Below are 16740 nucleotides of genomic sequence, written 5' to 3'. Positions count from 1 at the left end.
TTTTCGTTCTCTTTGCTAAAGCAATAAGTCCAGTGTTTTAGAAAATTTTGAATAGCAGCCAAAATTTTCACTATACACAAATCTTTGACCGACGATTTCATCATCACTCGAATCGTCGGTTTTTATTTTTTGGACGAACCGTTTTTAGCAATTCGCCTGCAAATTTTTATCAGCTTCTTATGCAGCATAAAATAATGATCGGCTGCATTTTTTCAAGTCTGTTTTTAGCAATTTTTATAAAAAATATTGGTTCTGCTACCCAGATGCTATGAAAAATGCCTGAAGTAAAATTTAAAATAAAAACGCTGTATTCAATACTTTATATATAAACATCATATTTTATTGATTTCATAGATATTATTCTAATATTCAAAACTACGCTGAAAATAGTTTTAATGATGTATAGCAATGAAATAGATCAAAATATTTTTTTCAAGTAGATTTTTAGCTGGGCTTTTTTCTATAGTAGGAAGGCAAAAATAAAGGTGAGTATACATGGCAGTTCATTTTCTACATACTTCTGATTGGCATTTGGGACAGTTTTTCCATAACCATGACCGTGAATTTGAACATGCACAATTCCTGAATTGGCTCCTTGAACAAATCAAGGAAAAACAGCCACATGCCCTACTGATTGCCGGTGATATTTTTGATGTCATCAATCCCGCTTCCAGTGCCCAAAGACAGCTTTATCAATTCCTTGCCGATGCCCATGAACTGGCACCGCATATGCAAACCCTGATGATTGCCGGCAACCATGATTCAGGTTATCGAATTGAACAGGTTCAGCCTTTACTCACTAAATTCAATGCCAAAGCGGTGGGTATTGTCGGCCGGACTGCGGACAATACTCTTGATCTGGATCGTTTGCTGGTTCCGATTTATGACCAGCAGCAAGAGATTATTGCCTGGTGCCTAACTCTACCTTATTTGCGCAGTGCCGAAATTACCGGTATTAATGAACATACCCATAATAGCCAGAATGCCATCAGCTATCTGCACCAACAGTTGATTGCCGAAGCCAAAGCACGTAAGCAGCCACATCAGGCACTGATTCTTATGTCACATGCACATATGCAAGGCGGTGAAACTTCCGATTCCGAACGCCCCATTATTGTCGGCAATGAAGAAGCTCTCTCAACGGCGTTATTTGATGAAGTCATTGACTATGTCGCTCTGGGACATCTGCATAAACCGCAGAAAGTCGGTCAGCCGCATATCCGCTATAGTGGCTCCCCGATTCCCTTATCCTTTAGTGAGATCAACTATTCGCATCAGGTCGTTGAAGTCAGAATCGATCCTGAGCAAAATGCTGAACAGCGTTTTCAGTTTGAAGCGCTGAAAGTTCCTCGTACTGTCGAGCTATTTAGAATTCGAGAAAATCTGGAAAATTTGCTCAGCAATGTAAAAGCACTGCCGACTGGGGAAATTGAGCATCTGGCAGCACGACATTTTCTGGAAATTGAATATACTACCGATGCACCGCCACCGGTAGATTTACGTCAGCAGATTGAACAGGCACTGCCGCCAAATCGTTATCGTCTGCTACGCATCAGCCGGATTTATCAACGACAAGCAGAAGATCAGACCGATAGCTCTAAAATTGACTTGGCACCTCCAACACCAGAAACACTGTTTTTCAATATCTGGGAAAAAATGGGCTATAGCCAGGATCATTCGGTGCAGCAGGATTTTCAGCAGTTATTGGTCGAAGCCCAACATGAACTTGCACAAAAACAACAAGCTTAGGATCAGCCATGAAAATTATCCGTCTGAGCCTAAATAACCTCGCCTCTCTCGCTGGTACGCATCATATTGATTTTGAATCAAATCCTCTGGCACATGCCGGACTGATTGCGATTACCGGAAAAACCGGTGCTGGTAAATCTACTCTGCTCGATGCCATGTGCCTGGCGCTGTATAACGAAATTCCACGTTTAAAAGGTGCCACAGGTAGTCTGAAAGATGCAGGTGGACAGGATGTCTCGATCAAGGATTCCAAAAATATTCTGCGCCGTGGTTGCGTACAGGGTTTTGCCGAGCTTGAGTTTATTGCCTTAGACCAAAAACGTTATACCGCACGTTGGGAAATTCGTCGTGCCCGGCAGAAAGTGGATGGCAATTTAAAGGTCGATCGTGCTATTACCTGTCTGGATGATCAACGCGTGTTGAATCAGAAAATTTCTGAATGCACGCCGCTGATTGAAAAACTGGTCGGCTTGAGTTTCGAGCAGTTTACCCGTGCGGTTCTATTAGCACAGTCTGAGGTTGGTGCCTTTTTAAAAGCCAAAGATAATGAACGTGCCGATTTACTCGAATATCTGACTAATTCTCAGATTTTCAGTCTGGTCAGCCAGAAAGCATTTGAAAAACATAGTGAAGTGAAACAGAAACGTGCTGATCTGGAAAAATTAATCGGTCATCTGGAACTGTTATCTGAAGAAGATATTGCTGCTCTGCAGCAGCAACACACTACTTTAAAACAAGCGGTTGAGCATCTAAACCAGAGTGAAAAGGTACTGGAAAATGACCTGAAATGGCATCGTCAGCAGCATTATCTCTATACTGAAATTCAGGCCAAAAAAGAAATCTATACGGTTCAGCTGGATGCTGAACAGAAGATGGCACCGCAAAAACAGTTATTAGATCAACTGGACCAGTTTCAGCGGATTCGGGAACAGTTTGTCCAGCAACATCAGTTTCAGAAGCAGCGTAGCCATTTACTGACTGAGCAGCAAAACTTTGTTGCCGAATTCACAGCAGTTCAACAGCAACGTGATAGCGAACAGCACAAGTTGCAGCACATTCAGCAACAGCAACAACAGCATGAACAAGAGTTCCAGAAGATCAAACCTTATCTGAATCAGGGACTCAAGCTGGATCATGAAATGCTGTCGATTGGCGATCAGTACAGACAGCTTGCAGCTGAACAGCAGACCTATAGAACCCAGAAGATTCAGCCTGTTCAGAATCAACTGGTGCAGACTGAGCAACGGTTACAACAGGTTCAGGCTCAGTACCAGCAGATTCAAAAGCAACTAGAACAACAGAGCTTTTTAGCGGTTTTTGATGACGAACCCCAGGCGACTCTGCAACGCTTACAGGATTATCAGGAACTGCACCAGAAATTCATGCGGCAGCACCCGGCACTTTTCCAATCTAGCCGGGCTGAACTGGAACAGCAGCAACAGGCTTTATCTGCCAGCTTGCAGGAACTCACTCAGCGCTATACTCATCTGGACCAGCTTGAACAGCAAATCCAACAGTTCCAGACCCAACAACAGCAACTCAGTACCCAGCATTCGAAGCTTGAAGCTTTAATGCGAACCGTACAGCAAATGGCTGGCTTAGAAGCTGAAAGCCTACAATTGAACCGGGATTTAAAAAACCATCATGATCGTTTAAAGCAACTAGAAACTGAGCTGATTCAATTACAGCAACAACGTCAGGAAGCAGAACAGGCCTTCGAACAATTGCAACAAGTACTGGCTCAGCAACGTTTATTACAGGCACAAAGTGTTCAGGAATTACGTGCACAGCTGAAACCAAATGAGCCTTGTATGGTCTGTGGCAGTCATGAGCATCCTTTTGTACAGCATCAGGAACTGCTAGAAAATGCTTTGCAACAATTACATGATCAGCAGCTTCAGGAAGCTCAGAAAAAACTACAGCAACTGACTCAGGCATATCAGCAAGCACAAATCCAGCAATCTCAACTACAAACCTTAATTGAGCAACATCAGCAACGCAGCAGTCAGCTCAATACGACACTACAACAGCAGAAGATTCAGTTGAATCAGGACCTTCAGCAATTTGATTTGCTGTTGGATTTAAGCCAGAGTACAGATCATTTGCAGCAACAGCTTGGTCAGCATGTGCTTCAACTTCAACAAGAACAACAGCAGCTAGTCCAGACCCTGCAAAATCAGCAAAGTGACTGGAAACAGTGGCGTCAGCAACAGCAACAGCGGGATCAGCTACTTTTTAGCATGCAGCAGCATTTACAGCTAGAACAAATGATTCATCCGGTTCTTAATCTACTGCCTGAGTCCTTGCAGAAATCCTGGATTACTGATGCCTCATCAAGCTGTCAGCAGTTATCCCAACAACTGCAACAACGTCAGAAACAGTCTCAGGAATTCAAAACCCTAGAGACTCACATCCAAAGCTTAAACCAGCAGATTGAAAAAACACGTGATCAGCTCAGCCTGCATCAACAATATGATGCACAGTTACAGCAAAAGATGGATACGGCGCTGAATATGGGTAAAGCGCTACGTGAACAGCTCAACCATCTGACCCTTACCCATGCCGGTCGGACATATCCTAAGGCACAAGAATGGCGTGACCGTTTGGAGCAACAACAACAGGCGTTGGATGAACAATTACGGGCACAGAGTCTGATGACCCAGCAGCATGATCAGCGTTTACAACAGGCTGAACTGAAAAAGCAGAGTTTCATCACCCAGATTCAGCAACTAGAACAGCAGATTAGGCAATGCCAGCAATCTATTCAGAACTGGCAAAATATACATCCTGCGTTTGATGCCGAGCATATCCAGCATTGCCTGAATATTGACTTGCAACAGCATCAGCAAATTCGCCAGCAATTACAGGCACAACATCAGGTGGTTGAAAATGCCAAAACGGCTTGGGACATTCTGGAAGAACAATATCAGTATCATTTGAAATCCAAGCCTGAACTTAGCTTTGAAGAAGTTGAACTGCGCTTAAGTAGTCTGGCACAGGAAAAAGCTGAACAGGAAAATGCCTGTAATGAGGTTGCCACCAAATTAAGAATACATGCCAATAACCAATCGACCTTACAACGCTACCAGCATCAGATTGAACAGGTCAAAGCTGAAGAATATCGTTGGGGTCGGATCTATGACCTGATCGGCCATAAGGAAGGCACCAAATTCCAGAAAATCGCGCAGGAACATCACCTGGATATTCTGGTCGAATATGCCAATCAGCAATTACAGCCCCTGGCTCCGCGTTATCAGCTGTACCGGATTCCAGACAGTTTAAGTCTGGCGATTATCGATCTGGATATGAACAGCGAAGTGCGTCCTGTCCTGTCACTCTCTGGCGGTGAAACCTTCCTGGTCTCTCTGGCTCTGGCCTTGGCGATTGCCAATATGGCTTCCGGCTCAATGAAACTAGAATCGCTATTTATTGATGAAGGTTTTGGTACTTTAGACCCGGCTTCCTTACATATGGTCATGAATGCACTGGATCATTTGCAGAGTCAGGGCCGTAAAGTGGTGCTAATTTCACATGTACAGGAGATGCATGAACGGATTCCGGTTCAGATTCAGGTTAAACCGGTCGGTGCCGGTGCCAGTACCATTCAGATTATAGGTTAAAGCATGAACTCTATCCCGAACAAGCTCTCGCCCTATTTCAGCTTACAACTTGAGAGCTTACGGGGTATCAGTGCCATTGTGGTGCTATTCAGTCATAGTTTTCAGGCTTTTATCGCGCCTTTTGATCTGAGCCTATATTCCTGGGTACGTCTATTAGGCCAGGCTGCTGTGATGATCTTTTTTGTGCTCAGTGGCTATTTAATCGGGACTTCGATCCAGAACAACATCCAACAACATGAAAATTTTAATCTGCGGCAGTATATACGGCAGCGTTATCGGCGCATTTTACCGCCCTTTCTGTTTGCATCCGCTTTCAGTCTGATTCTATATGCGCTAGCACCTACATTTTTTGCTTCACATAGCCATGAGTTCCAGAACAGTTTTGGCATGATGATTCGGACTGCATATAACATTGACACTCAGGATTTTTTAGGTTCTTTATTCTTTCTAAACGGCTTTATTACACCGACGGTATCTGCCAATGCGCCGCTCTGGAGCCTGAGCTTTGAAGTCTGGTTTTATGTACTGGCCGGATTTCTGCCTTTTTTAAAAAATTCTGAAATCGCTAAAATCGGCTTTTTTATCTTGCTTCTAGGGCTTTCTCTACTGAACTATCAGTTTCTGTTTTATTTCCTGCTCTGGCTAGTTGCCTTTGCCAATTCATTCCGGCAGATCCAGCTGCGTTTTTTAAGTCGACTACAACCCATTAAATTGGGCCTATTTGGTCTAGCATTTATGATTGCCTGTGCGGATGCTTACCAGTTTCATGTCATTGAACAGGCTGACTTATATCGTGTAAATTATTTTGTGCCATTTAACCTGTGTATGGGGCTCGCCTTTGTCTGCTGGATTGTGCAGCTGCAACATCAACAAAGCCAATATCAACCAGTTTGGCCTCAGTCTGCAAATTTCTCCTATACACTTTATGTCACCCATTTTCCTTTACTGCTTTTTATTCTAGGCTGCTTTCCTGCAACGCTTGATCATGGTCTTGAGGGTGCCGTTTTATCTTTATTTATGAGCATGTGCAGCTTAATTTTCTTTGCCTGGTTCATGGCCAAATGGCTGGAACCCCAAAGAAAAAAAGCGTTATCAACTACTCTGCAATAACGCTTTCCCAAAACTCAATTGTCAGTATAAATCAGTCCGTTTTTTTAGGACGTGCGCCAAACAAGGCAGTTCCCACACGTACCATGGTAGAACCTGCTGCAATCGCCTCGGTCATGTCGGCAGACATCCCCATACTTAAAGTATCCCAGTCTTCAGGTTTTGCATGATGGCTTTTGACCTGCTCGAACAAGGCTTTGGCATCTGCGAAAGCCTGAGTATTTTCTGGCGCAGGAATGACCATCAGACCACGTAAGCGCAAATTCGGTAATTGACTGATCTGTGCTACTAGATCGGCCACTTCCTCAGGCTGACAACCGTCCTTGCTATCCTGCCCATCAATATTGACTTGCAGACAGATATTAAGCGCAGCTTGAGAATCACTACGCTGATTAGATAAACGTTCAGCAATAATCAGACGATCCACCCCATGCACCCAGGCAAAATTTTCTGCCAGATGTTTGGTCTTGTTGCGCTGCACATGACCAATAAAATGCCACTCAATATCCAGGTCTTTGAGTGCCGTGATTTTTTCCAGCGCTTCCTGTAAATAGTTTTCACCAAAAGCACGCTGACCAGCCTGATACATTTCTGCCAGCACAGGGCTGGGCTGGGTTTTGGAGACGGCCAGAAGTTGCACCGAATCCGGCTCACGCCCCGCCAGAGCGCAGGTGGACTGGATCTGAGCTAAAACCTGATTTCGTGACTGTTGCAGCATATTCATTGATGGGGTTCTCATTTCGTGCGGATTTTTTTCCCTTGCTCATCAACTAAGTGTTGGTTAAGCTGTGGGAAAGCCTTATTATTCTAGCAAAATAAATAACATTTTAATGAACTCGGGGACCTTATGGATATTACAGAACTGTTAGCCTTTTCTGCTAAAAATGGTGCGTCGGATTTACACTTATCAGCAGGTTTACCACCCATGATTCGTGTAGACGGGGAAGTACGCCGCATCAACCTGCCTGCACTAGAACATAAAGAAGTACACAAACTAGTGTACGACATCATGAATGACAAGCAACGCCGTGATTATGAAGAAAATCTGGAAACTGACTTCTCTTTTGAAGTTCCAGGCGTAGCCCGTTTCCGTGTGAACGCATTTAACCAGAACCGCGGTGCAGGCGCAGTATTCCGTACCATTCCATCTAAAGTACTGACCATTGAAGATCTAGGTATGGGCCAGATCTTTAAAGATATCTGTGAATATCCACGTGGTATTGTACTGGTGACAGGACCAACCGGTTCGGGTAAATCAACGACGCTGGCGGCAATGCTGGACTATATCAATGACAACCGCTATGACCATATTCTGACCGTCGAAGATCCAATCGAATTTGTACACCAATCAAAAAAATGTCTGATCAACCAGCGTGAAGTACATCGTGATACGCATGGATTTAATGAAGCATTACGTTCTGCATTACGTGAAGACCCGGATATTATTCTGGTCGGTGAGATGCGTGACCTTGAAACCATCCGTCTGGCACTCACTGCTGCGGAAACCGGTCACTTGGTCTTCGGTACCCTGCATACCACCTCAGCGGCAAAAACCATTGACCGTGTGATTGACGTGTTCCCTGCTGAAGAAAAAGACATGGTGCGTGCCATGTTGTCAGAATCGCTGCAAGCTGTTATTTCGCAAACCCTATTGAAGAAAAATGGGGGGGGGCGTGTGGCTGCACACGAAATCATGATCGGTATTCCGGCGATCCGTAACCTGATCCGTGAAAACAAAGTGGCACAGATGTACTCTGCGATTCAAACCGGTGCCAACTATGGCATGACCACGCTGGATCAAAGCCTGAAAACGCTGGTATCGAAAGGGATTATCAGTCCGCAAGTCGCCCGTACTGCAGCAAAACAGCCTGAATCATTCTTATAAGAATAATTAATTTTTTGGGGTTTTATCATGGACTTTAACGGCTTACTCAACTACATGGTAGAGAAAAAGGCCTCGGATCTGTTCATTACAGCCGATGTTGAACCCTCTATCAAAATTAATGGTCAGATTGTACCGATTGGCTCGGTAAAATTACCGGGTGCAGCTGTGGGACAGCTACTTAACTCAATCATGACCGAGAAGCAGCGCAAGGAATTTGCGGACACACGCGAGTGTAACTTCGCCATCAGCAACCCGGACAAATCGGCACGTTTCCGTGTCAGCGCATTCCAGCAACGCGATCAGCCAGGCATGGTATTGCGCCGTATTGAAACCGTCATTCCGACTATGGATGAGCTGAAGTTACCGCCTATTCTAAAAGAACTGGCGATGACCAAACGCGGCATCATTATTTTTGTGGGTGCAACCGGTACGGGTAAATCGACTTCCCTCGCCTCTTTGATTGGCTACCGTAATGAAAATTCCAAAGGTCATATCATTACCATTGAAGACCCGATCGAATTTGTGCACCAGCATAAGGGTTGTATCATTACCCAACGCGAAGTCGGTATTGATACTGACTCCTTTGAAGTGGCATTGAAAAATACCCTGCGTCAGGCACCAGATGTGATTCTGATCGGTGAAATCCGTTCTCGTGAAACCATGGACTATGCAATTGCCTTTGCGGAAACCGGTCACCTGGTTTTTGCGACCCTGCACGCCAACAACGCCAACCAGGCCATCGACCGTATCATTCACTTCTTCGAAGCCGACCGTCACAGCCAGCTGTTTATGGATCTATCCCTAAACATGAAAGCCATTGTGGCACAGCAGCTAATTCCCACCATTGATGGCAATGGCCGCCGTGCAGCGATTGAAATCCTAATCAATTCACCATTGATTGCGGATCTGATCCGTAAAGGCGATGTGCATGAAATCAAGGATTTGATGAAACGTTCACGCGAACTGGGCATGCAAACCTTCGACCAGGCATTATATGACCTGTATAAGGCTAAGCAGATTAGCTATAAAGATGCACTAAAACATGCCGACTCACCAAATGACCTGCGTCTGCAAATCAAACTGTCAGAAGAAGGTGGCGAGCATTTATTACGTGCGCATTCCAATATTACTTTTGATGGTCAAACCTGATCATTTTCAAAGCATAAAAAAACAGGCTTTTAATAAAGCCTGTTTTTATTTCAGCCTAAAGCTGAATTATTTCTTACGGTAAGCTTCCTGACATTCAGGCGCGTCACAATAACCGTAAAGATTAAGTGAATGTCCAGTCAATGCAAAACCAAATTTCTTCGCAACTTCGTGCTGTTCATGTTCAATCACATCATTTGTAAATTCAACGACTTTGTTGCAATTTTGACAAACCAAGTGATCATGGTGATCTTCCTGCATAATTTCAAAAACTGAGTGATTATTTTCAAAATTATGACGCTCGATAATCCCTGCTGCCTCAAATTGTGTTAACACACGATACACAGTTGCAAGACCCACATCTTCCCCTTGTTCGAGTAAAGTCTTATAAATGTCTTCAGCGCTAAGGTGATGCCGTCTAGAGTTTTCTAATAGTTCTAATATTTTAATTCGTGGAAGGGTAACTTTCAGTCCAGCTTTTCGTAAATCTTGGTTTGAAATAGGCATGTAAAAAGGTCTCTCAACAAAATCAAAGTTGGAATAGGCAACAAAGTTTAGATGCAGTATGATCTATCCTTGGATCAAATGCATCATAATTAATTTGGGATAGTGTAGCAAAATGCAAAAAATCATGCTGACGTTATTCGTCACTTCATTGCTTGTCGGCTGTTCGACATTAGGTGTGTACAAAGTTGATATTCCTCAAGGAACACCTTTAACTCAAGCACAAGCCTCTAAAATTCAGGTAGGAATGAGCCACCAACAGGTGCGTTTCCTGCTCGGTAGTCCAACAGTATCTGATCCGCTCAATCCGCTACGCTGGGACTACATCTACAACTATACCCCAGGAACCTATGCTAAAAAAGCCAAGATCCCAGCAGCCCAAGGCCAGCATCTAAAAATTTACTTTAATCAGTCTGGTATCGTAGAGCGTATTGAAGGTCTGGAAACCATTCCAGAATCTCAACCAGGTCTACCAGGTTCCAAAGAAGCGATCTTAAATGCCCCACCACTATAATCGCTTTTGCATAAAAAAACCCCTGTATGATCAGGGGTTTTTTTAATTAAATAGATTGATTTATCAAATAATCAGACCATCTGTTCAATAAAGCCACATTCCACTAATCGGAACGTTTATTTTGCTTGAAACGGTTACCTTTGGCATAACGTCCTACCGGATTCTTCTCAGCGCGTTTACGGCGGATATCCTTGGGATTAATGGTTAAAGCACGATAAATCTCTACCCGGTCCCCTGCTGCCAATGGCTGGGTATGATCCTGTAACTTAGCGCCAAAAATACCCAGATTCAGAGGTTCAGGCAATTCCACCTGTGCACGGATTCCGCTTTGCTCGATTGCATCCAATGCGGTCATGCCGGGCTGGAAAGGTACGGCAATATGAAACTGTTGTTCCGGGGTAGCATAGGCCACCCAGATCATTGCCTCAGTCATCAGAAAAATTGTCCTAATACCGCAACAATCGCCAGAATAATTGAAACTGGCAAGACGATGCGCACTGCGATACGCCAGATGTTATACACCGCTTCTGAACTGAAGTTCATCGATTTACGCAAATGACTGATTTTCATGATCCAGCCAGCAAACAAGGCATAAATCAGACTGATCACCAGTCCCCAAAGAATCAGCAGATTATTGAAAATTGGAGCAACATTTGGAATTAACCAGACCAAGGTGGCAGCGATCACAATCGCCCACTGAATGATAATATTCATTTGACGTTGCTGTAATTGCTCACGTGCCATTTGCATAAGCAAAGCAGCGGCTGCGACAATGGCTGCGATTAAAGCAAATGCAGGGATTTCAGCTTTTACTGCAAAGAAACCAAAGGCGATGATCGCTAATAGCTGCGCCACCCAAATCGGTAAGGCTGTTTTAGTCGCAACATCCTGCTGTTTTACGACAGCCAGACTTGATTGCCAATACAGCCCCATACCTAGACCACTCGCCACCAAAGCCAATACAGTGGCATTGCCCCACTCTACGAATTGGACGGGTGTTACCTGCCAAGCCGGTAATTCAGTTCCCATCACATTCGCCATGATCAAAGATGCAAGTACGCCGATCGTGGTAATCCCAACCAGAATTAAACGTGGCACCAGCGATAAGACAAATGCAGCAATTGCCAGCACCGCAAAAATCACTGGCTGCTGAACATCGAAATTGGTAACTGCAATCACATTAGAAGCATGATTGAGCATCGCACCCGCAAGGAATGGGATAAATACAACCGCCAGCCAGCCGACGATCCGCCAGCGCTGAGAACTATCAGCTTCACGGGTAAGGCTCGACAATGCCTGTAATGCAGTGGTTTTTGAGCGTTTCGCCAGAGCAATTTCCAGATAACAGACTGGAAGGGCCAGTATTAGCATGGTCGCTAACCACAACATCCAGAAATCAAGCTGACGGTCAATCTGAATACCTGTTATCGGTGCGAGTGTCGCAATAATAAGAAAGGATAAACAGAAAGCCATCAGAGGCGATAACCATTTTGACATAGCATTGTCCTGCATGATGTATTCCTATAAAAATCTAGCGCTATTTTGCCTTGTGAGGCGATGAAAATCAAAAACAAAAAAGCAAACCACCATGCCCGTGATTTGCTGCGCAAATTTATTATTAAGCTTTATTTTTTATTTTCCCGATTTATCTTTATTTTAACAACAATCGAGTTATGAGAAGAAACGGGCAAACCAGTTTTTACCCTTTTTCTTTTCTTTATCTTTAATGATTCCCATCATATTTTCTTTTACCGCACCGACATAATCCGCATCATCATGCTGAATATGATTGATCAGCCATTTAGATAATACTTCATGTAATTCCGCTTCAATAGATTGGCCCAATTCAAAACGGTCACGATAAGATTCAATCTTTTTAATAAACAGGTCATGCACACGTTTATGTGGCACACGATATTTATAACCCGCTTCTTCCTGAAGTGATTCTTCAAAGGTAAAATGAGACTGGGTATAATCAATAATATTTTCTAGAATCTGTTTAATACGAGCACGATCGGTATTGGCATCAATTCCATCAATCTCATTGATATAATCGAGAATTCGTTTGTGCTGATCGTCAATCACATCGATACCAGTATTATAATCTGGAACCCATTTCATTTTCATTACGACCACCTATTGATATTAATGATTTATCGCTTGAAAAAGATCATATATCTAATTGATTTAAATAAAAATGAAGTAAATCGGTTGGTTTTCAGTTTATTTTCTACTTAATTAATGTAAATCATTGTTTATCCAATCAATTATATTTTAAACCCGACTACAAGAATAAAGTATTTTTTGATCGATTTTATATTTCATGGTTTATTTATTTTAATGATTTCACTATAAAATAAATATCAAATTCAAAAAAACAGGAGCGATGTCCTGTTTTCTAATATCGAATTTTAACCAGATTTAATATAAATCTGCTTTAGTCACTCTTTTAAGCGAAGGATCCAAACGTTCTCTTTCCAGACGGGCGACATGTGTCAATTGGGAACGATATTTGGCTCCATCTCTGAACAAAATCATTTCACCTTCCTGAAATGCTGTCCATTCTTCATTCTGCGTTAGCGGCTCTGTGGTAATCACAGCGACTCGATCTTCAGGCGTGGTGACTTGGCTAAAATCAACTTCAACTTCGATATCAATCAGTTGGGCTGGCTTAAATGGATATTTACGAACCAGCCAATGCAGTTTAGTCGTTGCATAGGTAAATAAAGCCTGACCATTGGATAAACAGAAATTAAAAGTGCCATGCTCTGCAATGGATGGAGAAATCTCGGCCAACAAATCAAAAACCTGATCCAGCTTCGGTTCATCATAACCAAAATGTTTCACCAGCTGATCCAGCAAATAACAGAAAGCACGCTCACTGTCAGTGTTACCGACTGGCGTAAAACGTCCAGAAAGCTCAGGTAAAAAATCTTTTAAATCACCATTATGAGCAAAGATCCATTGTCGTCCCCATAATTCACGGCTAAACGGATGCGAATTTTCCAGATTAATTTTGCCTTGTGTCGCTTTACGGATATGTGCAATTACATTACGGGATTTGATTGGATAATTGCGCACTAGTTCTGCAATCGGTGACTCAACAGCAGACTGATTATCAACGAATAATCGGCAGGCCTTATCCTCAAAGAAAGCAATCCCAAAACCATCAGAATGATCTGAGGTAATCCCCGCCCGCTGAGAAAAACCTCGAAATGAAAAGGTAATATCTGTTGGTGTCGCACAATTCATTCCAAGTAGCTGGCACATAATCTTCATTCAGGTCACAGAGTGTTCTTAAGGTTATTGTGCATCACAGGCTGAACCTTTTCAAATCTCGATCATTGCAATGCTATGCGCTAAAAATGCTAATAAACTATTTTTTTATATTTAATTTAGCAAAAGGAGTTTAAGCTTCAAAACTTAGCTTAAAAATAAATACTTTAGATTTAACTTTCATATTTCTAGTGATCAAAATCTTAAAATAAAAGAAATAAAAAAGAGCCTCAAGTGAGACTCTTTGATATTCAATTTATCTTTATGGACGATGTGGATTAGAACGATTGGTAATTAAAGTTCCTACACCATGATCAGTAAAGATTTCTAACAGGCTCGCATGTGGTACACGACCATCCACGATATGTGCACTGATCACGCCGCCTTTTACTGCATCAAGCGCACAGCCGACTTTAGGAATCATGCCACCATAGATCACACCCGTTTCGATCAGACGATCAACTTCCTGCGTCGTTAAACCGGTCAGCAGATTTTTATTTTCGTCGAGCACCCCCGTAATATTGGTCAGAAGAATCAGCTTTTCTGCCCCTAATGCTTCTGCCACTTTACCCGCAACCAGATCCGCATTGATATTATAGGTATTGCCTTCTTCATCGACACCGAGTGGTGCAATCACTGGAATGAAATCACTGTTGGTAAACATTTCCAGCACATCAGTTTTCACCCCAACGACTTCGCCGACCATACCCAGGTCTACTTTTTGGATTGAACCGTCTTCAGCCGTCTTTTCCATTAACAGCTTTTTGGCGCGTAACAGGTTGCCATCTTTACCGGTTAAACCAATTGCACGGCCACCATGTTTGTTGATCAGGTTCACAATTGATTTGTTTACGCTACCGCCCAGAACCATCTCGACCACTTCCATGGTTGCCGGATCTGTCACGCGCATACCATCAATACGGTCAGATTCACGACCTAGCTGTTTCAGCATAGAATCGACTTGTGGACCACCGCCGTGTACCACAATCGGATTTAAACCGACTGTTTTTAATAAAACGATGTCACGTGCAAAAGAGCTTTCTAGCTCAGGATCCGTCATCGCGTTGCCACCGTATTTTACCACCAGGGTTTTACCCGCAAAGCGTTGGATATACGGCAAAGCTTCAGTCAAAATTTGTGCTTTGTCGATGCCTGTATGCTGATTTGGCATTCGCCTCTCCTTATTGAGCATCTAAAATGTCTTGAGCGATCTGTGGATAACGGTCACGCAACATGGATACAAACAGATGTCGAATTTCATTCAGGCCTTGTGCATCATTGGCATCAAAGCGCACCGTGAAATATTCACCCGTATTGGATGCTCGAATGATGCCAAAACCATCATCAAAATCAAGACGTATCCCGTCAATTTTACTGATTTGTGCATTTAATTGCGTAGATTGCTGCTCAACAAAGTTTAAAAGCTCAACAGGCTGCACCTGATGAGTGGAAATATATAAATCTTCAGTCCCATGACGTTTTGGATAAGCGCGCAAGGCCTTACTTAAAGTCATACTTTTCTGATCCAGATATTCCATGACCCGAAGCGCTGCATAAAGACCGTCATCATAGCCCCAGCCACGTCCGTCATTAAAAACATAATGCCCGGCATATTCACCACCAAAAATGGCCTGATGCTGGGACTGCGCCAGATATTTTCGCAGGAATGAGCTACCAGTACGAATCATCACCGGTTTTCCGCCCAGGCGTTGAACTGTATCGCGAATCAGGGTTGAACATTTAACGTCATAAACAAACTGACATGCTTTTGTGCCAGTCATACAAATTTCTGCGAATAAACAGAGAAGCTGATCAGCACTAATAATGACACCCTGCTCATCCACCAGTACCAACCGGTCCCCATCACCATCTAGGGCAATACCCAGATCCGCCTGCTGTTGCATGACAACCTGACGCAAGGTTTGTAAATGCGCTTCCTGAGAAGGATCAGGCGCATGATCCGGAAAATGCCCATTGGCTTCACAACGTAAGGCGGTAACTTCACAACCTAGTTTTTGCAGCACCAAGTTGGCACAACGTCCTGCTGAACCGTTCAGACCGTCCAGCACTACTTTAAATGGGCGCTTCAACTGAATATCTTCAAGCATTTCCTGCTGATATTGCAGACAAAATTCGGGAATAATTTGGTGAGGCAAATCATTCAAACACGATAAAGAACTATTTACATGAAGTTTTGCTTTTTGTGCGACCTGCTGAATCATCTCGGGACAAGGCGGCTCCCCTACAATAATCCATTTAATTCCATTATCTTCTTTAGGATTATGGCTGGCCGTGACCATCACACCATTACCATCAAACTGACGCGCTGTGTAATACAACATCGGACTGGAACAACAGCCGATAATGGCAGCTTCAATAGCATAGTCCTGAAAAATACGGCGAATGGTTTCAGCAAAAGCCGGACTGCTGATGCGGGCATCATAGCCAATCGCAACCCGAGTCTGCCCCGCAGCTTGATATTGCTGAGCCAGACCATGCGCAATAGCATCAATCACACCTGTACTGAGTAAACTGACTTTACCCCGGATATCGTAGGCACGAAAAATGTGAGCCGGAAAGGGTTGATTCATGGATCCCATAAACTGTTCTTTTCACTATTGAATATAAGGAGATAAAATAATGATTAAGCAATCATCATGACTTTAAACATTTGTTTTTGTTTTAAGACTCTGTATTTTTATATGAATTGAATGTGACAATCAATTATAAAAGTATAATTATTAATCTTTTATGTATTTAATTTGTATAACTAGTAAAATAAATAAACCTGACTAAAAATGACTTCTTGCATTAGATCTCTTGCGAAAGTCATTATTGCAAGTTCATCCGGTTTACCAGTGCAGCGATTAAGTTAATGCGTAAACCGAATCTTTTCCGTCTATTTCGATAGCGTTCACTTAGTATTCTAAATCTTTTCA

General features: G+C 43.1%; 14 protein-coding genes and 1 pseudogene. 6 read left to right on the top strand and 9 right to left on the bottom strand.

Annotated elements, in window-relative coordinates:
- The first annotated feature begins 495 nt into the window (after window positions 1-495).
- From FTU03_RS10300 to FTU03_RS10290, 3 genes are read left to right on the top strand one after another with little or no spacing between them, the layout of a single operon-like run.
- Entirely contained in the window at window positions 496-1749 is a 1254-nt protein-coding gene (locus FTU03_RS10300; protein WP_179992936.1) for an exonuclease SbcCD subunit D C-terminal domain-containing protein, read from the top strand.
- Between the two features lie 8 nt (window positions 1750-1757).
- Window positions 1758-5369, top strand: coding sequence for an AAA family ATPase (locus FTU03_RS10295; protein WP_179992935.1), 3612 nt, complete (start codon window positions 1758-1760; stop codon window positions 5367-5369).
- A 3-nt stretch (window positions 5370-5372) separates the two neighbouring features.
- Complete coding sequence (locus FTU03_RS10290; RefSeq protein WP_179992934.1) at window positions 5373-6479, top strand: acyltransferase; 1107 nt, start codon at window positions 5373-5375, stop codon at window positions 6477-6479.
- A 31-nt stretch (window positions 6480-6510) separates the two neighbouring features.
- Here FTU03_RS10290 and FTU03_RS10285 read toward each other — a convergent pair whose 3' ends face one another.
- Window positions 6511-7200 carry a YggS family pyridoxal phosphate-dependent enzyme gene (locus tag FTU03_RS10285; RefSeq protein ID WP_179992933.1) on the bottom strand — a complete coding sequence of 230 codons (690 nt, stop codon included), beginning with the start codon at window positions 7198-7200 and terminating at the stop codon, window positions 6511-6513.
- A 123-nt stretch (window positions 7201-7323) separates the two neighbouring features.
- Here FTU03_RS10285 and FTU03_RS10280 point away from each other — a divergent pair, with 123 nt between their 5' ends.
- Both FTU03_RS10280 and FTU03_RS10275 read left to right on the top strand, forming a co-directional pair.
- Window positions 7324-8361, top strand: a complete 1038-nt coding sequence (locus FTU03_RS10280; RefSeq protein ID WP_004783232.1) for a type IV pilus twitching motility protein PilT — start codon at window positions 7324-7326, stop codon at window positions 8359-8361.
- A 27-nt stretch (window positions 8362-8388) separates the two neighbouring features.
- Window positions 8389-9510 (top strand): PilT/PilU family type 4a pilus ATPase, encoded by a 1122-nt coding sequence (locus tag FTU03_RS10275; protein WP_004783234.1) that lies wholly within the window; start codon window positions 8389-8391, stop codon window positions 9508-9510.
- Window positions 9511-9576: 66 nt separating this feature from the next.
- Here FTU03_RS10275 and fur read toward each other — a convergent pair whose 3' ends face one another.
- Complete coding sequence (gene fur, locus FTU03_RS10270; RefSeq protein WP_004783237.1) at window positions 9577-10014, bottom strand: ferric iron uptake transcriptional regulator; 438 nt, start codon at window positions 10012-10014, stop codon at window positions 9577-9579.
- Window positions 10015-10126: 112 nt separating this feature from the next.
- On the opposite strand from fur, the gene FTU03_RS10265 reads away from it, so the two are divergent.
- Window positions 10127-10525, top strand: coding sequence for an outer membrane protein assembly factor BamE (locus FTU03_RS10265; protein WP_004783238.1), 399 nt, complete (start codon window positions 10127-10129; stop codon window positions 10523-10525).
- Between the two features lie 103 nt (window positions 10526-10628).
- Here the strand turns inward: FTU03_RS10265 and FTU03_RS10260 are convergent, their stop codons facing one another.
- The 7 genes and pseudogenes from FTU03_RS10260 to FTU03_RS10230 all read right to left on the bottom strand — a co-directional run.
- Window positions 10629-10958: an RnfH family protein gene (locus tag FTU03_RS10260; protein ID WP_005221123.1), complete on the bottom strand. Its 330-nt coding sequence runs from the start codon at window positions 10956-10958 to the stop codon at window positions 10629-10631.
- Window positions 10958-12037: a hypothetical protein gene (locus FTU03_RS10255; RefSeq protein WP_179992932.1), complete on the bottom strand. Its 1080-nt coding sequence runs from the start codon at window positions 12035-12037 to the stop codon at window positions 10958-10960. Before FTU03_RS10255 ends, FTU03_RS10260 begins: the two co-directional genes overlap by 1 nt.
- Before the next feature lie 159 nt (window positions 12038-12196).
- Window positions 12197-12652, bottom strand: coding sequence for a bacteriohemerythrin (locus FTU03_RS10250; protein ID WP_004783243.1), 456 nt, complete (start codon window positions 12650-12652; stop codon window positions 12197-12199).
- 294 nt (window positions 12653-12946) lie between these two features.
- Window positions 12947-13795, bottom strand: coding sequence for a class II glutamine amidotransferase (locus FTU03_RS10245; protein WP_179992931.1), 849 nt, complete (start codon window positions 13793-13795; stop codon window positions 12947-12949).
- Window positions 13796-14063: 268 nt separating this feature from the next.
- Complete coding sequence (gene argB, locus FTU03_RS10240) at window positions 14064-14972, bottom strand: acetylglutamate kinase (RefSeq protein WP_159123314.1); 909 nt, start codon at window positions 14970-14972, stop codon at window positions 14064-14066.
- 10 nt (window positions 14973-14982) lie between these two features.
- A complete protein-coding gene (locus FTU03_RS10235; RefSeq protein ID WP_179992930.1) occupies window positions 14983-16401 on the bottom strand; it encodes a phosphomannomutase/phosphoglucomutase in 1419 nt (472 codons plus the stop codon).
- A 232-nt stretch (window positions 16402-16633) separates the two neighbouring features.
- A pseudogene (locus FTU03_RS10230) lies at window positions 16634-16740 on the bottom strand (IS5/IS1182 family transposase); the annotation flags it as partial.

It is taken from the genome of Acinetobacter sp. YH12046 (assembly GCF_013419905.1).
Taxonomy (GTDB): Bacteria; Pseudomonadota; Gammaproteobacteria; order Pseudomonadales; family Moraxellaceae; genus Acinetobacter.
Note: the sequence above shows the minus strand (reverse complement) of the source record. Positions and strands in the feature narration are given on the sequence as shown.